Here is a 26,380-nt window from a genome sequence, read left to right as displayed (position 1 = left end):
CATGTGCGGCCTGCCGTCCTGACCGGCCGTCACCGCGGCACCCGGGTCGCCGCCTGGACACCGGCCGCTTGGGCGCCGGTCGCCGCCTGCCGCCGCAGCAACCGGGCAGTCGCCTGTGCGCGCGGCTGCCCCCGAGCAACCTGGTGGCCGCCTGCCCGCCGCTGCCCCCGCTGTACCCGGCTGGCTGCCGCCGGTGCCGCCTGAGGCGGGAAGCCGGGCGCCGCGCCCCGAGCCGGGTGCGGGCGCACGGCGGCGGGCGCCCGCCCGCCCGGAGGGTGGGGGAGAGGGCTCCGTATGATGCTTGCCCTACGGCAAGCTTCCGGAGGATGATCATGTTGGAGGCACCGGGCCAGGTCTCGCGTGCGCTTCGTTCGGCCCCGCCCGACCAGGTGGTGGAGGCGGCGGACCAGGTTATCCGGTCCGCCCTGGGCGCCTCGCGAACGGACGTGTTCATCGCCGACTACCGGATCACCGGGCTCTGGCCGGTGCTCGACGTGGACCTCTCCGGCGGCGGCTTCCTCGCCTGCCATGACGTGGCGCAGCGCTGCTTCAGCAGCCAGCAGCCGGTCACCGACACCGACGAGGGCCGGTGCCGGCTCTACCTGCCGCTGTCGGTGTGGGGGGAGCGGCTGGGCGTGCTCCTGGTCGAGCTGCCCGGCCCGCTCGACCCGGACGTCGTGGAGCGGGCCGCGGACATCGCCGGCGAGCTGGCCGTCGTGCTGCGCGCGGCGGACCGGGAGACCGACCGGTACCGTCGGGTCCGCCGGCGGGAGCGACTCAGCATGGCCGCCGAGATGCAGTGGGAACTGCTGCCTGGTCGCGGCGTGAGCCACGCGGCGTTCGAACTCGCCGGCCAGTTGGAACCGGCGTACACGGTCGGCGGGGACCACTTCGACTGGTCCGTGGACGACGACCGGCTCACCGTGACGGTGCTCAACGGCGCCGGCATCGGACTGTCGGCGTCGCTGCTGACCGCCGTCACCGTCAACGCGCTGCGCAACGCCCGGCGCTCCGGAGGCAGCATCGTGGAGCAGGCCGAGTTGGCCTCCGACACGGTCTTCTACCAGCACCGTGGTCGCCGGTACGTGGCCACGCTGCTCCTCGAACTGGACACCGCCACCGGCCGGGTGCGGGCGGTGGACGCCGGCTCCCCGCACCTGCTGCGGGTACGCGGCGGCACGGTGACGCCCATCGATCTGGAGCAGCAGCTGCCGCTGGGCATGTTCGCCGAGGCCCGCTACGACGTGCAGGAGTTCGCGCTGGAACCGGGAGACCGGCTGTTCGTGGTCAGCGACGGGGTGTGGGCCGCCGACCCCGGTGACCGCGGGGCGTACGGCGAGCGGACGATGGCGCGGGCGATGCGGTCCACGCGGCTGCAACCGCCGGCGGAAGCAGTTGGTACGGTGATGCGCGAACTGCACGCCTGGCACGCGGACGCCGACTTGCGCGACGACGCCGTCGTCGTCTGCCTGGACTGGCGTGGTTCCGCCGGGCGGGGCGACGGGTGAGAGCCGTCGTCGCACCGGCAGGGCACGAGCGGGACGATCGCAGGGGACACCGGGTGGAGCGACCTCCGAATCTCGCCGCGGCGATCGACGCCGCCGCCGAGGCGCTCGTCGGTGTGCTCGACTCGGCGGTGCCCCGGCACCAGATGGCCGTCTCCCCGACGCAGCTGCGCGTGCTGTCGCTGATCAGTGGCCGGCCGGAGACCAACGTCAACGGCCTGGCCGAGTTGCTGGACGTCGTGCCGTCCTCGGCGAGCCGGCTCTGCGACCGGTTGGAGGCCACCGGGCTGCTGCGCCGGGTGCCCGATCCCCGCGACCGGCGGGAGGTGCGGCTGATGCCGACGGCCGCCGCCGAGGCGCTGCTGCGCGAGCTTCAGGAGCGCCGGCACCGGGCGGTGCAGGCCGTGCTGGACCGGATGCCCGGTCGCGCGCAGCACGAGCTGCTGCTGGCGTTGACGGCCTTCGAGCGGGCGGCCACCGCCGCCCCGACCGAGTCCCCGGCGAGCTCCCAGGCCCGCACCGCCTGAGGGTCGCCTGCCTCCGTACACGCCGTCCCAACCCGCTCCACTAGTGTCCTAGGATGCCTTACGGGTGGTGACACATCACACGCGACGACACCACCGTCGACGAAGCCGGCCGCCTGAGGCCGGAGGCGGCGCCAAGGGCCCGATATAGTGGCAGCGCAGCCGGCCCGTGATCGTGACGATCGCGGGCCGATGTCAGGCGAAGGTCCCGTACACGGGACCGCAGGGGACGCCGGCGGCAGCCGGCCCGACAGCGCCCACGTTCTCCGCGCCGCCGGTCCTCGGCCGGGCGGCGGAGCGTGCCGCGGAGGAGGTTCGGTGTCGCGTCCGCCGGCTCGGGAAGAGCACCCGGGGGCCACCGCCGGCACGAGCGGATCGGCCGTCGGCGACCGGATCCTCACGCTGCCGAACGTCATCAGCTTCGTCCGGTTGCTCGGCGTGCCGCTCTTCCTCTACCTGCTGCTCGTCGCGCACGCCGACGTGGCCGCGCTCGTGGTGCTGGCCATCGGCGGCACCACGGACTGGGTGGACGGCTGGGTCGCACGCCGGATGCACCAGGTCAGCCGGCTGGGGGAGTTGCTCGACCCGCTCGCCGACCGGCTCTACATCCTCGCCACCCTGCTCGGCTTCACCGCCCGCGACGTGGTGCCCTGGCAGTTCACCGCGGCGCTGCTGGCCCGGGAGTTGCTCCTGCTCGGCTCGCTGGCGGTGCTGCGCCGGCACGGGTACGGCCCGCCGCCGGTGCACTACGTGGGCAAGACCGCGACCTTCCTGCTGCTGGCCGCCTTCCCGGTCCTGCTGCTCGCCGCGGCGGTGCCGGGTGCGGCGACCGTGGCCGGGGCGATCGGCTGGGGCCTGGCCTGGTGGGGCCTGGTGCTCTACTGGGTGGCCGGCGCGCTCTACGTCGTGCAGGCCGGCCGGCTGGTCAGGGCGGTTCGGGCCGGGGGAGCGCCGGCATGACGGGCACGCCGGGCGACGGCCGGGGCCGTGGCGACCGGGTGTACGCCCCGGACTTCCTCACCGAGCTGTTCCGCAATCCGCTGGACCCCGGCTACGCCGACGCGGCGGCCCGGCGTCGGGAGCGGCAGACGCCGTCGCCGAGGTGGCGGCGGTGGTCGGCGCGTTCCGTCACCGTGGTGGTGGCGCTGCTACTGGGTTTCCTGTTCGCGGTGGCGTACCGGCAGACGCTGGAGGCTGAGCCGGGGCGCAGCCAGGCCAGGTCCGGCCTGGTCGAGCAGATCAAGCAGCGGGAGACCGAGACGGACCGGTTGTCGGTGCGGGCCGACGAGCTGCGGGCGGAGGTGGCGCGGCAGCGGGCGGCGGCGCTGGGCGGCTCGGAGGCGGCGCGGTTGCACAACCTGGAGGCGGGCACCGGCCTGGGGCGGGTACGCGGTGACGGCGTGGTGGTGCGCCTGGCGGACGCGCCGCAGAACCAGGACGCGGTGACGGGCGCGGACGTGGGGCCGTCCCGGGTGATCTACAGCGATCTGCAGGGTGTGGCCAACGACCTGTGGGCGGCGGGGGCTGAGGCGATCGCGATCAACGGTCAGCGGTTGACGGCGATGTCGACGATCCGTTCGGCGGGGCAGGCGATCCTGGTGGACTTCCGGCCGGTGACGGGGCCGTACGAGGTGTCGGCGATCGGTCCGGGGTCGATGCGGGACCGGTACGAGGACAGCCGCAGCGCGTTGACGATGCGGAAGGTGGCCGAGGACACCGGGTTGTCGTTCGGGGTGCGGGAGGCGGAGGACCTCACCCTGCCGGCCGCTCCGGACCCGCGGCTACGCTACGCGCAGCCCTCGGTGAGTCCGACGCCGTCGCCGTCGGGGGCCGACCGTTCCGTCAGTCCTGGGCCGAGCGGTTCGAGGACGTCTCCCAGCCCCTCCGGAGGTGGTCGATGATCGCGGTGCTGGCGTTGCTCGCCGGTGTGGTCCTCGGGGTGTGGCTCGACCCCACGGTTCCCACGGCGTTGCAGCCGTACCTGCCGATCGCGGTGGTGGCCGCGTTGGACGCGGTGTTCGGCGGGGTGCGGGCGAAGCTCGACCGGATCTTCGACGACAAGCAGTTCGTGGTGTCGTTCATTTCGAACGTGCTGGTGGCGGGTCTGATCGTGTATCTGGGTGACCAGTTGGGGGTGGGCGGTCAGCTCTCCACCGGCGTGGTGGTCGTGCTCGGGGTGCGCATCTTCGGAAACGTGGCGGCGATCCGTCGGCACCTGTTCCGGGCGTAGGTTGGTGGCGATGAGCAGCGACGAGCACACCGAGACGGGCACGGGTTGGCCGCAGCCGGCGGGTCCGGGGCGGCCGTCGGGTCCGGCGGGGGCGCCCGATCCCCGGCCGGACGCGCCGGATCCGGACGAGTTGAGCCCGTTGGCGCCGGAGCGGTCGGCGCCGCCGGTGGAGCCGCCTGTGCAGGAGCCGGCGGTGGGGGAGCCCGACGACGGCGTGACGGTGGAGCTGAGCCGGGCCACCGCCGGCGCCACCCCACCCGCGCCGGCGGTGGCCGGGGACGGCGGGAGGCCGCGGCGGCGGGTGAGTTCGGCCGGGGTGATGATCGCGGCGCTGTTGGCGTTGCTGGGGTTCACCCTGGTGGTGCAGTTCAAGTCGACGTCGACGGATCCGACGGTGGCGGCTACGCGGCAGGAGGATCTGGTGCGGATCCTGTACGACCTGAACTCGCGGGAGGTCCGGCTGCGGCAGGACATCGCGACGCTGGAGGAGAGTCAGCGGCAGTTGCGTTCGGGTCAGCAGGGGCGGCAGGCGGCGTTGGAGGAGGCGACGCGGCGGGCCGACGAGTTGGGGATCCTGGCGGGGACGTTGCCGGCGACGGGGCCGGGGTTGTCGGTGCGGTTCGAGGCGGGTGAGAAGCCGATCTCGGCGTCGCGGGTGTTGGACGCGGTGCAGGAGTTGCGGGGCGCGGGCGCGGAGGCGATGCAGATCTCCGGTGGTGACCGGGCGACGGTGCGGATCATCGCGTCGACGTTCTTCCTGGACGGGGAGGGCGGGTCGTTGGTGGTGGACGGGCGTCGGTTGACGGGTCCGTTCACGATCACGGTGATCGGTGATCCGGCGACGATGCGTACGGCCTTGAACATTCCCGGCGGGGTGGTGGCGTCGGTGACGGGTGACGGCGGTAAGTTGATCGTCGAGGATCGTGAGGCTGCCGAGGTTTCGGCGCTGCACGCGCCGATCAAGCTGGAACACGCCCGTCCGGTCTCCTGACCGGCGCGGCCCGCACCGGGTTTCCGGTGCGCCGATGGATGAAGGACGCGTCTGGTGATTCCTGAGGATCTGCGGTATACCGTCGAGCACGAGTGGGTGGCGGGTGACGGCGGCGGCACTGTCCGGGTCGGCATCACGCACTTCGCGCAGGACGCCCTGGGTGACATCGTGTATGTCCAGCTGCCCGATGCGGGTGTGGTGGTGGCGGCCGGTGAGTCGTTGGGTGAGATCGAGTCGACGAAGAGCGTGTCGGAGATCTACGCCCCGCTCAGCGGTACGGTGGCGGCGCGCAACGAGGCGCTCGGCGACACCCCTGAGGTGATCAACACTGATCCGTACGGTGCGGGTTGGTTGTTGGAGATCACCCCGGACGATCCGGCGGCGGTCGATGGTCTGCTGTCCGCGGACGCGTATCGTGAGCTCACCGAGAGCTGAGTGCGTCCCCTTCGGGCGTCGCGGGTGTTCCGCGCGTCCGGTTGCCCTGCATTTCGGCGCTGGCTAGGCTCGCCCAGTCGACCGAGAACCCATAGTTCAGCGTTGCGGAATTGCCTTTCCGGGCACGGGGAGCCAGCCGCCGGGTGTTGCACTGCCCGGCGGCCAGACCCGCCATTACCCGACGCCGACCGAACAGATCCGTGAGGTGGTCCCATGACGCGCCCAGACGACGAGTTCCCCCCACTCGACGTCACTTCGACGCTCAATCTCGGTTCGCTCGACGAAGTGCTGGAGGGGCCGGACACCGATGTGGTGCCGAGCCGGATGTCCGGTTCGTTGCCGCCGGGTATGGCGCTGCTGGTGGTTCGCCGGGGTCCGAATGCGGGTGCCCGGTTCCTGTTGGATCACGATGTGACGACCAGTGGCCGTCACCCGGACAGTGACATCTTCCTCGACGACGTGACGGTGTCGCGGCGGCACGCCGAGTTCCACCGTGACGGTGGGACGTTCACGGTGCGGGACGTGGGGAGCCTGAACGGCACGTACGTGAACCGGGAGCGGGTCGAGGCGGCCACGTTGAGCAATGGTGACGAGGTGCAGATCGGCAAGTTCCGGGTGGTGTTCATCGCCGGTCCGCGTCCCGAGGAGGGGGCCGGCCGGGGGTGAACGAGCCTGCGGCCTCCACGCCGCCCGAGGCGGCCCGTGCGCGCCCGCTGATGAGTATCGGTGAGGTGCTGGGTCAGCTGCGGGTCGATTTCCCGGACGTGACCATCTCGAAGTTGCGGTTCCTCGAGGCCGAGGGCCTGGTGGAGCCGCAGCGGACGGCGGCGGGTTACCGGAAGTACAGCTGGGACGATGTGGCGCGGTTGCGGTTCGTGCTGACCGCGCAGCGGGACCAGTATCTGCCGTTGCGGGTGATCCGTGACCAGTTGGCGCAGTGGGACGCGTCCGGGGAGTCGCCGGGTCGGCAGCGGCCGACGTTGGTGGCGGTGGGTCCGGACGGTGAGGTTCCGGGGCGGGTGCCGGAGGAGCCGGTCGGGTCGCCGCAGGTGCGGCTCGGCCGGCTGGATCTGGTGGCGCGCAGCGGGATCGACGAGTCGACGCTGGGCGAGTTGGAGCGCCTCGGTGTGGTGGTGTCGGATCCGCCGGGTTGGTACGACGACGACGCGTTGATCATTGCGCGGGCGGTGGCGGGTCTGGCGGCGTACGGGTTGGAGCCGCGGCATCTGCGGGCGTTCCGTACGGCGGCGGATCGGGAGGCCGGTCTGTTCGCGCAGTTGTTGACGCCGTTGGCGCGGCAGAGTGATCCGGCGGCGCGGGCGCGGGCGGCGGAGACGGCGCGGGAGTTGGTGGCGCTGTCGCAGCAGCTGCATGCGGCGTTGGTGCGGGTGGGGTTGCGGTCGACGTTGGGTCGGTGATCCGGCGGGGGCCGTGCGGAAAGATCTTCCCCGGGAAGCGTGTCGTAGGCTTGCCGGGGTAACCCCTTTCTGGCGCGGGCGTGTGCGGGTAGCGCATGGGACGGCCGTGTCGCGGTCCGTGTACCGTGCAGGGAAGGGCGCGGTGCGGCGTAGGTGACAACGACACGGAGGCGGCGGTGCGCGAGCTGAGCGTGGTCGGAGTTCGGGTGGAGCTGCCCAGCAACCAGCCGATCGTCCTGCTCAGGGAGGTCGAGGGGGACCGCTATCTGCCGATCTGGATCGGTGCGGTCGAGGCGACGGCGATCGCCTACGAGCAGCAGGGGGTCAAGCCGGCCCGGCCGCTGACCCACGATCTTCTGCGGGACGTGTTGGCGGCGTTGAAGGCGCCGTTGCAGGCGGTGGAGATCACCGAGTTGAAGGAGAACGTCTTCTACGCCGATCTGTTGCTCGGGGACGGGGTGCGGGTGTCGGCCCGGCCGAGTGATTCCATCGCCCTGGCGTTGCGGGTCGGTGCGCCGATTCGTTGTGCGGAGGAGGTCCTCAGCGAGGCGGGGATCGTGATCCCGGACGAGCAGGAGGACGAGGTGGAGAAGTTCCGCGAGTTCCTGGACCAGGTGCGTCCGGAGGACTTCGCCGGCTGAGTCCGGTCTTCTTCGGGATGTCACGTTCGGTGATGTCCCAGTGCTGTGGGTGATCTTCGTTGTCGTGTCGCGGCGTGTCGCGGCGGCTTCTGCGGGGCAATTCTTCAAGGCGGCTATAGGGTTGCCGTGTCGAGGGGTGCACGTCCCGGAAACGACGTGTCACCGCACTGGCGGGGAGGTTGTCCGGATGCACGAGCCGCGAGATCCCGATCCGGGTACGAAGCTGGACGAGCCGGGTGTGGCGCCGCCGGGGTGGGCGACCGAGGGTGACGGTGCCGTGGGCTACCGGGGTGTGACGGCCTGCCATGCGGTGGGGATCAGCTACCGGCAGTTGGACTACTGGGCCCGTACCGGGTTGGTGGTGCCGAGTGTGCGCGACGCTTCGGGTTCGGGCACGCAGCGGTTGTATTCGTTCCGGGACCTGGTGGTCCTGAAGGTGGTGAAGCGGCTGCTGGACGCCGGGGTGTCGTTGCAGAACATCCGCAAGGCGATCGAGGCGCTGCGTTCCCGTGGGGTGGCGGACCTGGCGGGCATCACGTTGATCTCCGACGGCACGACCGTGTATGAGTGCCGGTCGCCGGAGGAGGTGGTCGACCTGTTGCAGGGTGGCCAGGGTGTGTTCGGTATCGCGATCGGTGGGGCGTTCAAGGAGATCCAGGGTTCTCTGTCGCACCTGCCGTCTGAGCCGGCGACGTCGGTGGAGCCGCAGGTGGCGGCGGAGGCGGTGGGTGACGAGTTGGCGGCGCGTCGGGCGCGGCGCCGGGCTGGTTGATCTCCAGAGGCTGACCGGGTTGGCCCTTCGTCGGCGCCCGGGGGATCAGAGGCCGTTGCGGGGATGTCCATTCTGGCCATTTCCAGCGGCAAATGTCCGCAGTGGACGCCTTGGGCATGAGTCGCCTTGTTGACAGTCATTGCGTCACCGTGAATCCTGTGTGCGGCGTTCACGATCTTCTGCGTGCATATCACCCCTGGTGATGTGCCGGGGGCGGTTCGGCGAACCCGTACGGACCACGTAGAAGGCGATGGCGACGCCTGCCCGAGGAACGGATTTGAACGAGAGTGCAGACTGACTATCACGTCGACGCAATGATCTTGGGTGCCGGTGAGCGTGCCGCGGACGGCGACGCGTCGGGCTGTCCGGTGGCTCGTGCCTCCCGGCCGCAGGAGTCCCTGGTGGAGGACGTCGCGGCGGAGGCGGTCGAGTTCTTGCAGCTTTACCACGCGGAGCGACGGCTGCCGGGCGTGATCGGGCGGATCGCGCAGGTCCGGGAGGAGATCGCCCTGACCGGCACCTACCGGCACACCACGGAGGAGTTGACGTACGGGGCGAAGGTCGCGTGGCGGCAGTCGGTGCGTTGCGTGGGGCGGGTCCGGTGGGCAGGGCTGAAGGTCCGGGACCGGCGCGGGGTGACGACGGTGGCGGGCATCGCGCAGGAGTTGGCGCAGCACCTAACGGTCGCGGACAACGGTGGGCGGATCCAGTCGGTGATGACGGTGTTCGCGCCCGACCGGCCGGGGGTGGGCCCGCGGGCGCGGATCTGGAACGACCAGTTGATCCGGTACTGCGGGTATCGGACGGCCGACGGGTCGGTGCGGGGTGATCCGGCGCAGGTGGATATGACCGATGCGGCGCGGCGTCTGGGGTGGCGTCCGCCGGCGGTAGCGGGCCGGTTCGACCTGCTGCCCTGGGTGATCGAGACGGCGTACGAGGATCCGACGGTGGTGGAGGTATCCCGGGACCTCGTTCGGGAGGTGGCCCTGGTGCATCCGGAGTATCCGTGGTTCGAGGATCTGCGGCTGCGCTGGCATGCCCTGCCGGTGATCAGCAACATGCGCTTGCGGATCGGTGGGGTGGACTACGGCTGTGCCCCCTTCAACGGTCACTACTTGAGTGACGAGATCGGTACCCGCAACATGGGTGACCGGGGGCGCTACGACCAGTTGCTGCCGGTGGCCCGGGGGCTGGGGTTGGACACCTCCCGCGAGGACAACCTGTGGCGCGAGCACGCCGTGTTGGTGATCAACCAGGCGGTGTTGCACTCGTTCCGGCTGGCCGGTGTGCGGGTGTCGGATCCGCACACCGAGTCGGAGCAGTTCATGAGGTTCTGCGAGTTCGAGGAGCGGGCGGGTCGGCCGGTGCATGGTGACTGGTCGTGGCTCAACGGCAGTGTGGGGTGGGCGGCGTTGCATGCCGTGCACCACCGCTACTACGACGAGGGGATCCCGAACCCGAACCTGTGGCAGGCGGACCGTGCGTACGGGGCGTCGGGCGTGTCGCAGCCGACCCTGCGGCAGCGTCATGACGCCGCTCGCCGGCAGGAGGGCTGAGGCATGGATGTCGCGGCGTTACGCCAGAGTTGGGCCCAGTTCTGCGTGGCCGGTCCGGAGGCGGCGAAGCACTTCTACGCGACGTTGTTCGTGATCGCGCCCGAGGTCCGCACGATGTTCCCGACCAACATGGAGTACCAGCAGGACAAGTTGCTCGCGGCGTTGGGGCACGTCATCACCCACATCGACGACGAGCGGGTGGTGACGTCGTTCGCGCAGCGGTTGGGCGCTGACCACCGCCGGTTCCGGGGGGAGGACCGGCAGGGTCGGCCGGTGCCAATGGCGGAGTGGCACTACAGCCAGGTCGGGCAGGCGTTGCTGTTGACGTTGGAGCGGTTCCTCGGGCCACGGTGGACGCCGGCGCTGCGCGCGGAGTGGGCCGCGGCGTACGAGTTGGTGGCGCGGTTGATGCTGACCGGTGCGGCGGAGGCGGTGCGGTCGTCGCCGCCGTACTGGGAGGCGGAGGTGCTGAGGGTGCAGAGGCGGCGGTCCGACGTGTGCGTGTTCACGGTCCGCCCGAACTATCTGTGCGAGTACCTGCCGGGGCAGTCGTTGCCGGTGCAGGTGCCGCAGTTGCGGACGTGGCGTTATCTGTCGCCGGCGAACGCGCCACGGCCGGACGGGACGATCGAGTTCCACGTCCGCGCCACGGGACGGTTCTCCACCCACCTGGTGCGCAAGGTCCGTGAGGGCGACCAGTTGCTGTTGGGGTTGCCGGTGGGTGAGGCGTTGGCGTCGTACGACCGGTCGCCGCATCTGCCGCTGCTGCTGGTGGCCGGGGGCACCGGGCTGGCGCCGTTGCGGGCGGTGGTGGAGGCGTTGCAGCGGGGGCCGGGGCGTCCGACGACTCTGGTGGTGGGCGGCAAGACGCCCGACGACCTGTACGACGACCGGGCGTTGCGGGAGTTGGCGGCGATGCCGCCGGCGGGGTCGTGGCAGTCCGGTGAGGTCGGTGGGTGGCTGCGGTACGTACCGACGGTGGAGAGCGGCTGGCAGTGGCAGGGTGCCATCGGTACGGCCGGTCACACCGCGGCGCGGTTGGGTCCGTGGCGGGACACCGAGGTGCTCGTGTGCGGCAGCCCGGAGATGACCCGGGAGACGATCAGCGCCCTGGCGGCGTCGGGGGTGACGCCGGAGCGGATCCTGACCGAAAGTTACGATCACTCCCTCTACCCACCCCTGGCGAGCGCGGCTGCCGCCGCACGGTCCGATTTGACTTGGACCGCTGCGGCTCCCGCCGCACCGCGCGACTTGAGTTGGACAGGTGCGCGATGAGCATCGACCACGGCGACCGGGTGGTCGTCGATCCGCACGGTGAGCTGACCCGGGCCGTGGCCGCGCTGGAGGCGCGCCGGTTCCGGGGCAGCCGGTGGCTGTCGGCCGAAGAGGTCGCCGGCCTGGCCCGGTCGGCGGACGAGCGGGTGGCGTTGCTGGGTGGTGAGGTGGACCGGCTGCGGCGGGAGAACGAGGCCCTGGCGCGGCAGGTGGAGATGTTGCGCCACGGCGCGTTGCCCAGCACCGCCCCGCAGGGCCCGGATCCGATGGTGATCGAGTTGGCGGTGCGGGCGCAGGACGAGGCGAACCGGACGATCGGTGAGGCCAGCGCGGAGGGCGCGGAGATCATCGCGGAGGCGCGGCGGCAGGCCGATGAGATCATCGCCGAGGCGCACGTGCTGGCCGGGGGTGTCGCCGGCCCGTCGGGGGCGGGGGGCGAGGAGCTGCGGCGGCAGGTGCGGGAGCTGGAGGGCCGGCAGGCGGCGTTGGTGGCGGCGGTGGCGGCGGCGCAGCAGCACCTGAGCCGGTGGCAGGCGTACCTGTCGGAGCAGTCGGCGCAGTTGCGCTCCGACGCGGAGGCGGCCGGGGCGGTCGGCGCGCAGCTGCGTGCCGTGCTCGGCGAGTAGCGGCGTCGCCGGCCCGCCGGGAGGCGGGTCAGTGCCGGTCGACGGCGGCGACGGCGTCGGCGATGGGGGTGTTGCCGCCGACGAGTTCCAGGATCGCGCCGGCGCTGTGCGGGTGGTGGAGCAGGGCGACGAGGACGCGGGCGACGTCGGTGCGGGTCACGGCGCCCGAGGGGGCGTGTCGGGCGAGGGTGATCCGCCCGGTGGGCGCGTCGTCGGTGAGCCGGCCGGGTCGCAGGATCGTCCAGTCGAGGTCGCGGCCGGTCAGGTCGTCCTCGGCGGCCTTCTTGGCGCGCAGGTACGCCGCGAACACCTCGTCGGTGCCGGCGGGTGGTTCGCCTTCCACACCCATCGAGGACAGCAGCAGGTAGCGGCGGACGTCGGCGCGTTGCGCGGCGTCGGCGAGCAGGACGGCGCCGGCCCGGTCGACGGTGTCCTTGCGGGCGGCGCCGCTGCCGGGGCCGGCGCCGGCAGCGAAGAGGACGGCGTCGGCGTCGGCGAGGTGGGCGGCGAGTTCGTCGGCGCCGACGTGTTCGAGGTCGGCCACGACGGGCTGGGCGCCGGCGGCACGCAGGGCGGCGGAGTGGTCGGGGTTGCGGATCAGCCCGACGGCGGTGTCGCCGCGTCCGGCGAGTTCGCGGTGGGTCAGCTGGGCGATCTTGCCGTGTCCTCCGGCGATGACGACGCGCATACCGCCAACCTAACCGCCGTCGGGGTGCGGCGCGCCCGGACGGCGCTGCCGGTGCCGGTGGATCGGTGTGCGGGCCGTGTTCGCCGTCGGGTGGTTGCCTGAGGCAGCATGGACGGGTGACGGAGACGGTCGACGCGCTGGCCGGCCTGGTGGCCGGCGGTGGGGTCGTGGTGTTGAGCGGGGCGGGCCTGTCCACCGAGTCGGGCATCCCGGACTACCGGGGGCCCAGCGGCGTGGCGCGGCGGCACACCCCGATGACGTACCAGGCGTTCACGCGCGACGCGCAGGCGCGGCGGCGCTACTGGGCGCGCAGCCATCTGGGGTGGCGGGTGATCGCGCGGGCGGCCCCGAACGAGGGGCACCGGGCGGTGGCGCGGCTGCAGGCCGGCGGGCTGGTTGAGGGGATCATCACGCAGAACGTGGACGGGCTGCACACCGCCGCGGGCAGCCCGCAGGTGGTGGAGTTGCACGGCCGCCTCGACGAGGTGGTGTGCCTGGGCTGCGGTAACCGGACGTCGCGGGAGGAGTTGGACCGGCGGCTGCGGGAGGCGAACCCGGGCTTCGACGCGCGGGCCGCGGCGGTCAACCCGGACGGTGACGTGGATCTCGCCGACGACGAGGTGGCCCGGTTCCGTACGGTCGACTGCACGTTCTGCCGGGGCGGCATGCTGAAGCCGGACGTGGTGTTCTTCGGGGAGACGGTGCCGGCGGCGCGGGTGTCGCGTTGTTTCGAGCTGGTGGCGCGGGCGCGGCTGCTGCTGGTGCTGGGTTCGTCGTTGACGGTGATGTCGGGTCGCCGGTTCGTGGTGCGCGCGGCGAAGCTGGGCATTCCGGTGGTGATCGTCAACCAGGGCCCGACCCGGGGCGACGGGTATGCGGCGTTGACCGTCGACGCGCCGCTGGGGCGGCTGCTGCCGGCGCTGGCCGACCGGACGGCCGGCGACGCAGCGGGGCTGGCGGGCGTCGGCCGGTAGCGGCCCGCCGGGGCGCGGGGCCGGCCGGTCATCGACGGTCGTCGCCGGCGGGGGTACGACCTCCGGTGGGCGGTGCGGCGCTGGTAGCGTTGACCATGCCGGCAGCACCCACGTGGGAGAGACCGCCCAGCAGCATCCCGGGCGGCGCCGAAGGGGCAAATCCTCCCCGGAACCTCTCAGGCAAAAGGACCTCGTGGGCAGGCACTGTGGAGCGCCTCGCGGGCGCGACAGAGGGGGAGGCCGACCTGTCGACCTCGCCCCCCCGGGAGTGCCGCCCATGACCGCAGAGCAGTTCGCCGCCCGCCACATCGGCCCCGATCCGGACGACGAGCGCCGGATGTTGGAGGCCGTCGGCTACGGCTCGGTCGAAGAGCTGATGGACGCGGCGATTCCCGAGGTGATCCGCTGGCACGGCACCCTGGAGCTGCCGGAGCCGGCCAGCGAGCACGACGCTCTCGCGGAGCTGCGGGCCCTGGCGGCCCGCAACACGGTGGCCGTGTCGATGATCGGGTTGGGCTACCACGGCACGCACACCCCGGCGGTGATCCGCCGCAATGTGCTGGAGGACCCGGCCTGGTACACGGCTTACACGCCGTACCAGCCGGAGATCAGTCAGGGGCGGCTGGAGGCGCTGCTGAACTTCCAGACCATGGTCACGGACCTGACGGGGCTGGCCACCGCGAACGCGTCGATGCTCGACGAGGGCACCGCCGCGGCGGAGGCGATGACGCTCGCGCGCCGCGCGTCGAAGAGCAGGAGCCCGGTGTACGTGGTCGACGCCGACACCCTGCCGCAGACCATCGCGGTGATCACCAGCCGGGCCGAGCCCCTCGGCATCGACGTGCGGATCGTCGACACCGGGCGCGACGAGTTGCCGGCGGAGTTCTTCGGGCTGCACCTGCAGTACCCGGGGGCGTCGGGGGCGGTGCGTGACCAGGCGGGGCTGGTCGAGGCGGCGCACGCGGTCGGGGCGTTGGTGACCGTGGCGGCGGACCTGCTGGCCCTGACGCTGCTGCGCGCGCCGGGGGAGATCGGCGCCGACATCGCCGCCGGCACCACCCAGCGTTTCGGCGTGCCGATGGGCTTCGGTGGGCCGCACGCCGGCTACCTGGCGGTGCGGGCGGGGCTGGAGCGGATGCTGCCGGGCCGGCTGGTGGGGGTGTCGCGTGACGCGGACGGCAACCCGGCGTACCGGCTGGCGTTGCAGACCCGGGAGCAGCACATCCGGCGGGAGAAGGCGACCAGCAACATCTGCACCGCGCAGGTGCTGCTGGCGGTGATGGCCGGCATGTACGCCGTCTACCACGGCCCGGACGGGCTGCGGCGCATCGCCCGCCGTACCCATGACATGGCGGTGCGGTTGGCGGCGTCGCTGCGGGGTGTCGACGGCGTCGAGGTGGTGCACGAGGCGTTCTTCGACACCGTCCTGGTGCGGGTGCCCGGCGGCGCCGAGGCGGTGGTCGCCGACGCCGCGGCCCGGGGGGTGAACCTGCGGCTGGTCGACGCCGAGCACGTGGGGGTGTCCTGCGACGAGACGACCACCCCCGCGCACCTGCGGAAGGTGTGCGACGCGTTCGGGGCCGTCGTGGCGGGGCGGCCGGTGGCGGTGGCGGACGCGCCGGTCACCGGCGCGTTGCCGGCGGCGCTGGCCCGTACGTCGGACTTCCTCACCCACGCGGTGTTCCGCAGTCACCACTCGGAGACGGCGATGCTGCGCTACCTGCGGCGGTTGTCGGACTTCGACTACGCCCTGGACCGGGGGATGATCCCGCTCGGGTCGTGCACGATGAAGCTCAACGCCACCACCGAGATGGAGCCGGTGAGCTGGCCGGAGTTCGCGCACGTGCACCCGTTGGCGCCGGACGCGCAGACCACCGGCTACCGGGAGATGATCTCCCAGTTGGAGGGGTGGCTGGCGGAGGTGACCGGCTACGACGCGGTCAGCGTGCAGCCCAACGCCGGTTCGCAGGGTGAGCTGGCGGGGCTGCTGGCGATCCGGGCGTACCACCGCCAGCGGGGTGAGGCGCACCGGGACGTGTGTCTGATTCCGTCGTCGGCGCACGGCACCAACGCCGCCAGCGCGGTGATGGCGGGCATGCGGGTCGTCGTGGTGGGCTGCGACGACGGCGGCAACATCGACCTGGTGGACCTCGACGCGAAGATCGACAAGCATCGGGACGCCCTCGCGGCGATCATGGTGACGTATCCGTCGACGCACGGGGTGTACGAGACGGGCATCGCGTCGCTGTGCGCGAAGGTCCACGACGCCGGCGGTCAGGTGTACGTCGACGGGGCGAACCTCAACGCGCTGGTCGGGTTCGCCAAGCCGGGGAAGTTCGGGGCGGACGTGTCGCACCTGAACCTGCACAAGACGTTCTGCATCCCGCACGGCGGCGGCGGTCCCGGGGTGGGTCCGGTGGCGGTGCGGGCGCACCTGGCGCCGTTCCTGCCGGGCGATCCGCTGGGCGTGCACGTCGACGGCCGGCCGGCGATCTCGGCGGCGCGGTACGGGTCGGCGGGGATCCTGCCGATCCCGTGGGCGTACCTGCGGATGATGGGCGCGGCGGGGCTGGTGCGGGCCACCGGCGTGGCGGTGCTGGCGGCGAACTACGTGGCGGCGCGGCTGCGTGGGCACTTCCCGGTGCTGTACGCGGGCAACAAGGGCCTGGTGGCGCACGAGTGCATCCTGGACCTGCGGCCGCTGACGAAGGCGACCGGGGTGAGCGTGGACGACGTGGCGAAGCGGCTGATCGACTACGGGTTCCACGCGCCGACGATGTCGTTCCCGGTGGCGGGGACGCTGATGGTGGAGCCCACTGAGAGTGAGGACCTGGCCGAGCTGGACCGGTTCTGCGACGCGATGATCGCCATCCGGGCGGAGATCGATCGGGTGGCCTCGGGGGAGTGGCCGGCCGGCGACAACCCCCTGGCCAACGCTCCGCACACGGCGGCGATGGTGTCGGGCGACGAGTGGCCGCACCCGTACCCACGGTCGGTGGGCGCGTATCCGGCCGGGGTGGAGCGGGCCGGGAAGTACTGGCCTCCGGTGCGGCGCGTCGACGGCGCGTACGGCGACCGGAACCTGGTGTGTTCCTGCCCGGCGCCGGAGGCGTTCGAGGACTGACGTCGCGTGACGCCGGGGCGGTCGTGGTGCCGCCCCGGCGGGTGCGTCGACCTGGGCGGGGGGGTGTCCCGACCGGGGGACCGGCTCAGATCGACGAGTGTAAAAGGCGTGACGCAGCGTGACAGGGGTCAGGCGACGAGGGCGTGTCGGGCGGGGCCGCGGTGGGGGGCGATGCTGCTGCCGTCGGGGAGGAGTTCGCCGGTGTCCTCGAAGAGGATGACACCGTTGCAGAGCAGGCTCCAGCCCTGCTCAGGGAAGCAGGCGAGGACTCGGGCGGCGTCCCGGTCGGTCGCTTCGGCGGAGGGGCAGGTGGGTTGGTGCTGGCACATCGGGTTCTCCGGACTGTGGGGGCACTGTGTCATGGTTCACATGACCAGTGACGCACAGTACCAAGCGAAAGTGGCCGGCATCGAGCAGGTATGCGCGTCGTTTTTCCGAAATCCACTGAACGGATGAGGCACAATGGGCCGGACGGCGTGGACACGCTCCCAGGGCTGACGGTCGGCGCGCCGGGAGCGCCGACCGGTTGCCGCCGTACGCTCGTCGAGCGGGCCCGCTGGCAGTGGCGGCCCGCCGACGGCGGCGACCCGGCGGCACGGGCCGAGGAGTTCCTCGCCGCGCACGGCCTGCCGCTGCGCGACCTGGCCCGCCCCGCCGGCCGCCACGACCCGGCCGGGGTGTGCGGGGCCGCTCTCTACGTCTCCGCGGCCGCCGGCGCCGCCCTGGTCGGCGCGCCGGCCGGCGCCGCCAACCCCGTGGCCGGGCTTCCCGAGGTCGTCGTGGTCGTCTACGGCCACGGCCCGGGCACGCCGCCCGGCGCAGACGCCGCCAGCCCCGCCAGCCCCTGGTGGCGCGGCACCTTCGCGGAGAGCTGGACGCCCCGTCAGCACGCCGACGCCGTCAGCGCGGTCCGCGCGGCGATCGGCCGCGGCGACGTCTACCAGGTCAACGTCGTCGGCCACGCCGCCGCCCGCTACACCGGCGACCCCCTGCCGGCCCTGAGCCGGCTGGCCGCGCTGCCCGGCGCCCGCTACGGCGGCACCCTCGCCGGAGCGGGCTGGGCGATCGGCTGCGCCAGCCCCGAGACCCTGGTGGAGCTGACCGACGGGCGCTTGATCACCAGGCCGATCAAGGGCACCCGGCCGGCCACCGCCGCCGGCCGCGCCGAACTGCTCGCCTCCGCCAAGGAGCGCGCCGAGCACGTGATGATCGTCGACCTGGAACGCAACGACCTGGCCCGCCTCGCCCGCACCGGCAGCGTGCGCGTCGACGAGCTGTTCGCCGTACGCCGGTGGTGCGACCTGTGGCAGGCGGAGTCGACGGTCTCCGCGGCGGTCGCCGACGGGCTCGGCCTGGCGGACCTGCTGCGCGCGGTCTGCCCCGGCGGCTCGGTCACCGGTGCTCCGAAGCTCGCCGCCCTCGACCGCATCGCCGCGCTGGAGCCGGTCGGCCGGGGTGCCAGCATGGGCGCGCTCGGCTGGGTGGCCCCGGGCCGCATCGACCTGGGCCTGACCATCCGCACCGCCGCCGTGGACGCCGAGCGGGTGCACGTGTGGGCGGGCGGGGGCATCACGTGGGGCAGCGATCCCGACGCCGAGGTCGCCGAGGCCGCCGCGAAGGCCGCCCCGGTGCGCGCCGCGCTCGCCGGCGGCTGAACGCCCGGTCGATGGGCGCACCCGCCGGGCTGCGCACGTTGGAAGAGGCGCCGCGCCGGCCGCGTCCGGTGAGATGGGCCGTACTCCACGCCACCCGGCCCAGGGGCGTGCGCAGCCGAGGCGGTCCCGATGTACCAGCAACCCCTGCAACCCGTCGGTGGGTCGCTCGCGCTGAGTGCCGCCTGTGCCGCGCTGCCCCTGCTCACCCTGTTCGTGCTGCTCGGAGTCGTGCGTACGCGGGCGTGGGTGGCGGCGTTGGGTGCGCTGGGCGTGGCGGTCGTGCTGGCCTGGTGGCTGTGGGGGATGCCGCTGCCGCAGACGCTGCTGGCCGCCGGTCAGGGCGCCACGTTCGCCCTCTTCCCGCTCGTCTGGACGTTCGGCACGGCGATCTGGATCCACCGCCTGACCGTGCACACGGGGCACTTCGACACGCTGCGGCTGGGCTTCGCCCGGATCAGCGACGACCGCCGCGTGCAGGCCCTGGTGATCGCGTTCTGCTTCGGGTCGCTGCTCGAGGCCCTGGCCGGGCAGGGCACGCCGGTCGCCGTGACCACGGTCATGCTGCTGGCCCTCGGCTTCACCCCGCTGCGGGCGGCCGCCGTGGCGCTGGTCGGCAACACGGTGCCGGCCGCCTTCGGGCCCCTCGGCCTGCCGATCACCACCCTCGCCGGCGTGACCGGGCTGCCCGCCACGGAACTGGGCATGATGGCCGGCCGGCAGGTCCCGGTGGTCGCGGTCGTCGTCCCGCTGGTCCTGCTCGCCGTCGCCGACGGCCGCCGGGGCGTACGCGAGCTGTGGCGTCCGGCGCTGGCGTGCGGCGGCGCGTTCGCGGTGGCGCAGTTCGTCACGGCGAACTGGCTGACGGCCGCCCTCGCCGACATCACCGCCGCGTTCGCGGGCGCGGGCGTCCTGCTGCTCGTCGTCCGCCGTGGCGTGGTGCGGCGGACGGTCCCCGTGCCGGTCGGCGGCGGGCCGCCGGAGCCCGACGCCGGTGGGTTGTCGGAGCCCGACGCCGGTGGGTTGTCGGAGCCCGACGCCGGTGGGTTGTCGGAGCCCGACGCCGGTGGGTTGTCGGAGCCCGACGCGCCGGCAGGGTCGCGCTGGCGGGCGTACGCGCCGTACGCGACGATCGTGGCGGTCTTCGCCGTCTCCCAGGTGCCGGCCGTCAAGCGGCTGCTCGACGCCGGCACGCTCGCGGTCTCCTGGCCCGGACTGCACGTCGTCACCGCCTCCGGTGCCCCGTCACCGCTGACGACGTTCCGGTTCGCCTGGCTCGCGGCCCCCGGATCGCTGCTGCTGGTGGCCGGCCTGATCACCGTGGCGCTGCTGCGGGTGCCGCCGCGCGAGGCCGTCGGGCTCTACGGGCGCACCCTGTTCGAGCTGCGGTGGGCCGTGCTGACGGTGGTCGGGCTGCTGGCGCTGTCGTTCACCATGAACGCCTCCGGGCAGGTCGCCACGCTGGGCGTCTGGATGGCCGGCGCGGGCGGACTCTTCGCCGTGCTGGCGCCGGTGCTCGGCTGGCTCGGCGTCGCCCTGACCGGCTCGGACACGTCGTCCAACTCCCTGTTCGGCGCGCTCCAGGTGGCCGCGGCGCAGCGGGCCGGCCTCGATCCGGTCCTGCTGGCCGCGGCCAACGCCTCCGGCGGCACCCTCGGCAAGATGATCAGCTTGCAGAACCTCACGATCGCCGCCGCGGCGGTCGGCCTCACCGGCCGCGAGGGCGACCTGTTCCGGCGGATGTTCGGCCCGAGCGTGCTGCTGCTCGCCCTGATGTGTGTGCTGGTCGGGTTGCAGGCGACGCCCCTGCTGTCCTGGATGGTGCCGTAGCCGGCGCCGCCGGCGCCTCGCGTCCTGGCAGTGGCGGCTCGTCGGCGGGGGCTTCAGGTGCGCGGTGCTTCGTCAGCGACGCTGGGCGAAGTCGTCCAGCGCCGCCACGACCCGCTCCGCCATGCCGTTGGCGGAGCCGTGCCCGGCGGTCTCCAGCAGTTCCAGCCGGGCGTCGGGCCAGGCCTGGGCCAGCTGCCACGCCACCTCCGGCGGGCTGCTGATGTCGAGCCTGCCGTGCAGCAGCACGCCGGGGATGCCGGCCAGCCGCCCCGCCTCGCGCAGCAGTTGCCCCTCCGGCAGGAAGCATCCGTTACGCCAGTAGTGGGTGACCAGCCGGGCGAGCAGCATCCGGAACACCGGGTCGTCGTAGCGGGGGTCGGGCCGGTGACCGGGGGCGGTGGCGACGTGGGTGTCCTCCCAGTCGCACCACTGCCGCGCCGCCCGTTCGCGCACCGCCGGGTCCGGGTCGGCCAGCAGCCGGGCGTACGCGTCGGCCAGGTCGCCGTCGCGCTCGGCCGGCGGCACGCCGTCGCGGAACCGCGCCCACTCGGCGGGGAAGATCCGCCCCATGTCCCGGGTGAGCCACTCGATCTCCCGTCGGGTGCCGGCGGTCACGCTGAACAGCACCAGCTCGCTGACCTGTCGCGGGTGCCGCTGCGCGTACGCCAGGGCGAGGGAGGCGCCCCAGGAGGAGCCGAGCACCAGCCAGCGGTCCACGCCGAGGTGTCCACGCAGCAGTTCGATGTCGGCGATCAGGTGGTCGGTGGTGTTGGTGGACAGGTCCACGTCCGGGTCGGCGGCGTGCGGGGTGCTGCGGCCGCAGCCGCGCTGGTCGAACAGCACCACCCGGTAGCGGGCCGGGTCGAACAGGGTCCGCCAGCCGGGCGTGCAGCCGGAGCCGGGCCCGCCGTGCAGTACCACGGCGGGCTTGCCGTCCGGGTTGCCGCAGGTCTCCCAGTGCACGCGCTGTCCGTCGCCGACGTCGAGCATCCCGTGCGCGTACGGCTCGATCGGGGGGTACCGCTGCGCCATCGTCGTCCCCTTCGTGATCATGGATACAACAGCGCTGTTACATTAGCGGAGTGACAGCCGTACCTGAACGTGAGGCCCTGGGCACACTGCTTCGGCACGTGCTCGACGTGCTCGACGGCGACGTCGCCACGGTCTACGCCGAGCGGGGCCTGCCCGACTACCGGCCCCGGTTCTCGCCACCGCTGCGGGTGCTGGTCGCCGACGGCCCACTGCCCATCCGCGACCTGGCCCGCCGGGTCGGGGTCACCCACTCGGCGGCCAGCCAGACCGTCGCGCAGATGGCCCGCGCCGGCCTGGTCGAGCTGACCGCGGGGGCGGACGCCCGGCAGCGCATCGTGCACCTCAGCGACCGGGCCCGCGAGCTGCTTCCACTGATCGAGGCGGAGTGGGCGGCGACGACCGCCGCGATCCGCGAACTGGACACGGAACTGACGGTGCCGCTGGCCGACGTGCTGCACGAGGTCCTCGCCGCGGTGCGCCGACGGCCCATGCGCCAACGCATCGCCGACGCGGGCCTGCCGCCCTCCCCGGACCCGGGGCCGCCGCCGGCCGCACCACACCGACGGCGGCCGACCCACCCGCAGGCCCCGCGTGCCGGCTCCGCACCCGATGTCGGCAATTTGTCCTGACGTGCACCGGCCTGCGGTTGCAGACTGTGCCGGTGGCCATCACCCTCACCGTCCGCGTGGTCGACGCCAACCTCGGCGCGGTGCCCGGCGCGCTCGTCGTGCTCGACGGGGGACAGGGGACCACGGACGGGGCCGGGCGCTGGAGCACCGTCGTGTCCCAGCAGCCGACGGTGCCGCAGATCCGGGTCAGCCATCCGGCGTACGTCGCCGAGCGGGTGACCTTCACCGGAGACCTGCGCTCCGCGACGTGGGACAACTCCCTCGCCCGCCGCGCGGTCTCCGGCGACGACGTGACGATGACCGTGACGCTCGGGCGGATGGATCCGTCGCCGGTCGTCACGCTGTCCGATGCCGACGTCGCGCGGATCATGGCCAGCAGGGGGCGCGACCCGAGGGCCGCGCGGGTCGTGGGCTGGCCCAACAACCCGAAGATCCACACGTACGCGGGGCACTACAACAACACGCTGACGTTCCGCCAGGCCAACCGGGAGCTGCTGAAGCCGGCAGCCGCCGCCGAGACCGACGCGGGCTGGGACCGGTTCGGCGAGAAACGTGAGGTCAAGGTCAACATCGCGGCGTTGAGCCGGTTCCACTTCCTGGAGTACGCCGCGACGCAGTCCGAACCGAGGTTCGTCGTCGCCGTGGTGTCGCCGAACCTGCCGGACCCCAGGCCCGTCACGAGTCTGGACTTCGTCGTCTACTGCAGCCCCAGCACCGGCGACTACACCGCCCGGTACCCGTACGGGCTGGTCAACGCGGCGGCGCCACTTCAGGAATACCTGAACCTGGCCCGGAAGTACCTTCTCGACGAGGCCTTCTTCGCCTTCCAGTCGCTGGGCTGGGGCAACCGCTCGGTGCTGGTGATGCCGCTGTTCCCGCAGGGGCAGTGGGGCCCGTTCGCGACCGGCGAGGGGCTGCTGCGGATGCTGCGTGAGGTCGCGGTGTTCCTGCACCGGCAGTGCCGCACCAGCAGCCTCGGGCTACGCAGGCCCGACGCCACCGCGCACGAGTTGGCCGGGCCCAACCTGCGGACGATCTTCCCGCCGCTCTACTCCGCCGACTTCGGCGCGGTGCCCGGCGTCGGGCAGGTGGCGGTCGCCGGCTTCAGCCAGGGCATGGGCGCGGTCAAGGCCCTCATGTCCGACCTCACCTTTCCCGTGGGGCTCAACTCCACGCTCTGGGGCGTGCCGATGGGTGGCGGCACCGACGGCCGGCGGGAGTGGGGCCGCGCGTTTCGCGAGGTGTGGGACCTCGACGGCCACCACAGCGGCACCGGCGGTTGGCGCGCCTACCTCGACCTGCTGCGGGTGTGGTTCAACCACGACCCGGGCCGGGTCGTACGCAGCTACCACTCGGGCGACACCGGCCCGCCCGACCCGCTGACGGACCCCCATCCGGTGTGGAGGGACCTGCGCGGCGGTGGCCTCGACCTCGACCGTCCGACGCCACCGGCACGGGGCACGTTCTGGGCGCGGCTGCTGCAGAACGCCCGCTGGACGGACCTGCGGGTGTCGAACCCGTACGTGGACGGCAGTTCGGGACCGCAGCTGCCGGTGTTCCTCGACCCGCACCACACCATCCCCCGGATCGGGTTCTCGCACGCCCTGTCGATGACCACCCTCGGCCGGGCGACGGCGACGCGTCCCTAGGCCGCCCGCGCGGCGGAACAGGACAGACGGACATCCGATTACGGCAGGATGCGAGCCCGTCACCGGTCGTACGATCCGGGCGTCACCCCCCGCGCATCGGCCGAAGGGGCATCATGGCGATCACCGTCACGTTCAGCGGCAAGGCTGCCGTCGCCGGGGCCGACCCCGGCTACCGGCTCTGGTCCTACACGATCGAGCCCAACCCGCCCGGGGAGATCCCGGCCAACCAGCGGATCGCCCTCGGTCTGCCGCGCGACATGGACGTCCGGGACCCCAGCGAATTCCCGAACACCCCCGCGCTGGCCAACATGTTCCTCATCCGCGAGGCCGGCTCGTCGCGTCAGTACGCCGGCCGGGTCACCAGCTCGGCGGGCACGCAGACCATCTCGTTCGTCGCGCCGGCCGCCGAGGCCACGGCCGAGACGCTGCTGGTCAAGCTGGTCACCGGCCAGTCGCCGACTCCGCTGCCCTTCGCCACCGTCCCCGGCGGCCCGTCGGCTCCGGCGCAGGTGCTGACCGCGCCCGTCAACGGCCCGCCGGTGCACACCGGCCGGCCCCTGACCGCGTTCGCCGGCACCCTGCCGTACGCCAGCGAACTGTTCGGCATCTACCAGCCGCTGGCGGGCTGGTTCGGCATGCAGAACGCGCTGCGCGTCGCCCACGGCGCCACCGACCGCGCCCTGCTGGACCTCGACCACGAGTCGTTCGCCAGGGCCGAGGCCGCGAGCACCCTCGACGACGCGGCGCTCACCTCCCTGGCGGAGCACTTCGACGCCCCGATCCGTGGGGTGCTCTCGCCCGTCGGGCTGGTGAATCTCTTCCGGCAGTACTTCTTCGAGTTCGACACGTTCCTCGGCCCGCCCGCCGGGCACCTGTGGCTCAGCCCCGGCGGCACCGTGGAACTCGTCGAGACCAGCACGCGGCGCACCCTGGTCGAGAAGACCGCCGAGCAGTTCGAGGAGACCACCCGCAAGGTCGAGGAGAGCCTGACGGAGCAGGAGGACATCGCCAACGCGGTCAAGGAGGACAACGCCAACGACACCAAGCTCGGCATCAGCGCCTCCGGCGGCGCCAACGTCGGCGTCTACCACGCGGACGCCAGCGCCAGCTTCAGCCTGAACGCCACGGTGAAGCGGTCCTCGGAGGAGACCCACAAGCACTCCCGTACGCAGAGCGCGAAGGTCACCAGCGAGATCAAGAGGAACTACAAGACGACGTTCAAGACGGTGACCGAGAGCACCGACCTGTCCAGCCGCCGCTACCTCGTGCAGAACACCACCGGCAAGCTGGTGAACTACGAGCTGCGGCGCAAGATGCGCAAGGTCGGTGTGCAGGTGCAGCACATCGGCGGGCGGCTGTGCTGGCAGGTGTACCTGCCCACGCCGGGCCGCAACCTGGGCCTGGGGGATCTCGTGCACCTCGTCGCGGCGCCGGACCTCACCGCCCTGCGGAAGCCGGAGCCGCCACCGCCGCTCGTGGCCAGGACGACCCCGTTCACCGGGACGTTCCCCATCCGCAAGGTGCGGGCCACCCAGGACCCGCCGGAAGCGAACATGGAATTCGTGCACCATTCCCCTCCGGACGCCGAGGGGATCACCGACCACGACAACGCCATCCACGCGGTGGCCCGCATCGACTTCACGCCGTCGCCACCCGAGCGGGGCTACAAGCTGAAGGACGCGCGACTCGTCTCCGTCGCACCGGGCCGCGCGTTCGTGCCCGACCTGATCCGCACCAACCAGGAGCAGACCGGCTTCGCGGTCTTCGCGAAGTTCTTCAACTCGGGCGACCTCAGCCCGATAAGCCTGACCTTCGACGTCACGTGGGACCCACCACAGACCAACGACGCCCACGACCGGTACCACGAGGAGTTGAAGGCCTACCAGGCGCAGGTGGCGGAGCTGCAACGCACGGCGTACGCCTCGGCCGTGCGGGACCGGCTCGGTCTGCTCAGCGCCATGCGCCCACGGCCGTCGCAGGACCTGCGCACCGAGGAACGCCAGGCGATCTACGGCAGCCTGATCCAGAAGCTGAAGCCGTTCGACCTGTTCGCGGACCTGTATCTGGGCTCGGAACTGCTCCGGCAGATCTTCGACGTCGACGAGATGCTGTACTTCGTGGCACCGGACTACTGGCGACCCCGCGAGGTCACCCCGCCGCCCACCACCCCGCCGGGGCCTTCCCCGCCCACCCAGAGCAGCCTCGGCAGGTACCCGGTGCGGGACCCGGGCGTCCTCGCGGACCGGACGGTCGTCACCTGGTACTCCCACACCGACAAGACGAACGCGATGAATCCGGACGGCACGGTCTCCGACGAGTGGCGGGTGAACTACCTCATCACCGAGCAGACCCAGCCGGCCCCCTCGGGAAGCTCACTGGGCTGGTTGATCCAGGCCGACGGCGACGCGCGCCGCAACGAGTTCCTCAACGCCGCCTGGGCCAAGGCGGTCCTGCCGGTACGACCCGGGCGCGAACAGGCGGCGCTGGAGTGGCTCAAGCAGGCCAACGTGGAGGGGCAGGCGGCGCTGGGGCTGGCCTACCCGTTCCAGGAGGGCGATCCCGAGGAGTACCGGAACAAGACGGTCGGGCAGGTCCTGAACATCCTCGCGCTCACGTTGCAGAAGGACAACACGCAGATCGCCAACACCCTCGTGGCCGAGAAGGTCTTCGAGACCGGGTTCGACCCGCTCGACGGCGGCTTCCGCCCGGCGGCCCCGTACGAGATCTTCGACCAGTGGATCGAGGTGCTGCCCACCGACCAGGTGGTGGCGGTCGAGGTGAGCTACGACCCCAGGACCGGCCAGCAGCTGTGACGCCACCGGCTCGGGT

Annotated in this window: 24 protein-coding genes and 1 riboswitch; of the genes, 21 read left to right on the top strand and 3 right to left on the bottom strand. The window is 72.5% G+C overall.

The window, feature by feature from the left end; all coding sequences use genetic code 11:
- The first annotated feature begins 332 nt into the window (after nt 1–332).
- From EV374_RS20425 to EV374_RS20360, 14 genes are all read left to right on the top strand, one after another.
- Entirely contained in the window at nt 333–1,508 is a 1,176-nt protein-coding gene (locus EV374_RS20425; protein ID WP_132237727.1) for a PP2C family protein-serine/threonine phosphatase, read from the top strand.
- Between the two features lie 53 nt (nt 1,509–1,561).
- Nucleotides 1,562–2,032 (top strand): MarR family transcriptional regulator, encoded by a 471-nt coding sequence (locus EV374_RS20420; RefSeq protein WP_132237725.1) that lies wholly within the window; start codon nt 1,562–1,564, stop codon nt 2,030–2,032.
- Between the two features lie 315 nt (nt 2,033–2,347).
- Nucleotides 2,348–2,989 (top strand): cardiolipin synthase ClsA, encoded by a 642-nt coding sequence (gene clsA / locus EV374_RS20415; RefSeq protein WP_132237723.1) that lies wholly within the window; start codon nt 2,348–2,350, stop codon nt 2,987–2,989.
- On the top strand, nt 2,986–3,930 hold the full coding sequence (locus EV374_RS20410) for a DUF881 domain-containing protein (protein ID WP_132237721.1): 945 nt from the start codon (nt 2,986–2,988) through the stop codon (nt 3,928–3,930). Before clsA ends, EV374_RS20410 begins: the two co-directional genes overlap by 4 nt.
- Nucleotides 3,927–4,259: a small basic family protein gene (locus EV374_RS20405; protein WP_089000302.1), complete on the top strand. Its 333-nt coding sequence runs from the start codon at nt 3,927–3,929 to the stop codon at nt 4,257–4,259. The genes EV374_RS20410 and EV374_RS20405 overlap by 4 nt, the downstream gene beginning before the upstream one ends.
- Nucleotides 4,260–4,269: 10 nt before the next feature.
- Complete coding sequence (locus EV374_RS20400; protein ID WP_132237719.1) at nt 4,270–5,250, top strand: DUF881 domain-containing protein; 981 nt, start codon at nt 4,270–4,272, stop codon at nt 5,248–5,250.
- 54 nt (nt 5,251–5,304) lie between these two features.
- On the top strand, nt 5,305–5,685 hold the full coding sequence (gcvH, locus tag EV374_RS20395) for a glycine cleavage system protein GcvH (protein WP_132237717.1): 381 nt from the start codon (nt 5,305–5,307) through the stop codon (nt 5,683–5,685).
- A 213-nt stretch (nt 5,686–5,898) separates the two neighbouring features.
- A complete protein-coding gene (gene odhI / locus EV374_RS20390; RefSeq protein ID WP_089000305.1) occupies nt 5,899–6,351 on the top strand; it encodes an oxoglutarate dehydrogenase inhibitor Odhl in 453 nt (150 codons plus the stop codon).
- 50 nt (nt 6,352–6,401) lie between these two features.
- Entirely contained in the window at nt 6,402–7,103 is a 702-nt protein-coding gene (gene ftsR / locus EV374_RS20385; RefSeq protein WP_192581391.1) for a transcriptional regulator FtsR, read from the top strand.
- Nucleotides 7,104–7,279: 176 nt separating this feature from the next.
- On the top strand, nt 7,280–7,744 hold the full coding sequence (locus tag EV374_RS20380) for a bifunctional nuclease family protein (RefSeq protein ID WP_132237713.1): 465 nt from the start codon (nt 7,280–7,282) through the stop codon (nt 7,742–7,744).
- A 187-nt stretch (nt 7,745–7,931) separates the two neighbouring features.
- On the top strand, nt 7,932–8,516 hold the full coding sequence (locus tag EV374_RS20375; protein ID WP_132237711.1) for a MerR family transcriptional regulator: 585 nt from the start codon (nt 7,932–7,934) through the stop codon (nt 8,514–8,516).
- 401 nt (nt 8,517–8,917) lie between these two features.
- Entirely contained in the window at nt 8,918–10,072 is a 1,155-nt protein-coding gene (locus EV374_RS20370; RefSeq protein ID WP_486485866.1) for a nitric oxide synthase oxygenase, read from the top strand.
- A gap of 3 nt (nt 10,073–10,075) precedes the next feature.
- Nucleotides 10,076–11,347, top strand: coding sequence for a globin domain-containing protein (locus EV374_RS20365; RefSeq protein WP_132237707.1), 1,272 nt, complete (start codon nt 10,076–10,078; stop codon nt 11,345–11,347).
- Nucleotides 11,344–11,973, top strand: coding sequence for a hypothetical protein (locus tag EV374_RS20360; RefSeq protein ID WP_132237705.1), 630 nt, complete (start codon nt 11,344–11,346; stop codon nt 11,971–11,973). The genes EV374_RS20365 and EV374_RS20360 overlap by 4 nt, the downstream gene beginning before the upstream one ends.
- A 28-nt stretch (nt 11,974–12,001) precedes the next feature.
- Here the strand turns inward: EV374_RS20360 and EV374_RS20355 are convergent, their stop codons facing one another.
- A complete protein-coding gene (locus EV374_RS20355) occupies nt 12,002–12,661 on the bottom strand; it encodes an NAD(P)H-binding protein (protein ID WP_132237703.1) in 660 nt (219 codons plus the stop codon).
- Between the two features lie 116 nt (nt 12,662–12,777).
- Between EV374_RS20355 and EV374_RS20350 the strand changes: the two genes are divergently transcribed.
- Nucleotides 12,778–13,635 (top strand): NAD-dependent protein deacetylase, encoded by an 858-nt coding sequence (locus EV374_RS20350; RefSeq protein ID WP_132237701.1) that lies wholly within the window; start codon nt 12,778–12,780, stop codon nt 13,633–13,635.
- 103 nt (nt 13,636–13,738) lie between these two features.
- Nucleotides 13,739–13,837, top strand: a riboswitch (glycine riboswitch).
- Nucleotides 13,838–13,912: 75 nt separating this feature from the next.
- A complete protein-coding gene (gene gcvP / locus EV374_RS20345) occupies nt 13,913–16,759 on the top strand; it encodes an aminomethyl-transferring glycine dehydrogenase (protein WP_132237699.1) in 2,847 nt (948 codons plus the stop codon).
- A 128-nt stretch (nt 16,760–16,887) separates the two neighbouring features.
- Here gcvP and EV374_RS20340 read toward each other — a convergent pair whose 3' ends face one another.
- The gene (locus tag EV374_RS20340) at nt 16,888–17,088 is read right to left on the bottom strand and encodes a DUF5999 family protein (RefSeq protein ID WP_132237698.1); all 201 of its coding nucleotides are present in this window, start codon (nt 17,086–17,088) and stop codon (nt 16,888–16,890) included.
- 123 nt (nt 17,089–17,211) lie between these two features.
- On the opposite strand from EV374_RS20340, the gene EV374_RS20335 reads away from it, so the two are divergent.
- Both EV374_RS20335 and EV374_RS20330 read left to right on the top strand, forming a co-directional pair.
- The gene (locus EV374_RS20335; RefSeq protein ID WP_486485865.1) at nt 17,212–18,414 is read left to right on the top strand and encodes a chorismate-binding protein; all 1,203 of its coding nucleotides are present in this window, start codon (nt 17,212–17,214) and stop codon (nt 18,412–18,414) included.
- Between the two features lie 129 nt (nt 18,415–18,543).
- Complete coding sequence (locus tag EV374_RS20330; protein WP_132237694.1) at nt 18,544–20,241, top strand: L-lactate permease; 1,698 nt, start codon at nt 18,544–18,546, stop codon at nt 20,239–20,241.
- Nucleotides 20,242–20,313: 72 nt separating this feature from the next.
- Here EV374_RS20330 and pip read toward each other — a convergent pair whose 3' ends face one another.
- Nucleotides 20,314–21,273 carry a prolyl aminopeptidase gene (gene pip / locus EV374_RS20325; protein ID WP_132237692.1) on the bottom strand — a complete coding sequence of 320 codons (960 nt, stop codon included), beginning with the start codon at nt 21,271–21,273 and terminating at the stop codon, nt 20,314–20,316.
- Nucleotides 21,274–21,323: 50 nt separating this feature from the next.
- Between pip and EV374_RS20320 the strand changes: the two genes are divergently transcribed.
- From EV374_RS20320 to EV374_RS20310, 3 genes are all read left to right on the top strand, one after another.
- Nucleotides 21,324–21,902: a MarR family transcriptional regulator gene (locus EV374_RS20320; RefSeq protein ID WP_132237690.1), complete on the top strand. Its 579-nt coding sequence runs from the start codon at nt 21,324–21,326 to the stop codon at nt 21,900–21,902.
- 32 nt (nt 21,903–21,934) lie between these two features.
- On the top strand, nt 21,935–23,551 hold the full coding sequence (locus EV374_RS20315; RefSeq protein WP_132237688.1) for a hypothetical protein: 1,617 nt from the start codon (nt 21,935–21,937) through the stop codon (nt 23,549–23,551).
- Between the two features lie 113 nt (nt 23,552–23,664).
- Complete coding sequence (locus tag EV374_RS20310; RefSeq protein WP_207914391.1) at nt 23,665–26,364, top strand: hypothetical protein; 2,700 nt, start codon at nt 23,665–23,667, stop codon at nt 26,362–26,364.
- The last annotated feature ends 16 nt before the right edge of the window (nt 26,365–26,380 follow it).

It is taken from the genome of Micromonospora sp. CNZ303 (genome assembly GCF_004345505.1).
Note: the sequence above shows the minus strand (reverse complement) of the source record. Positions and strands in the feature narration are given on the sequence as shown.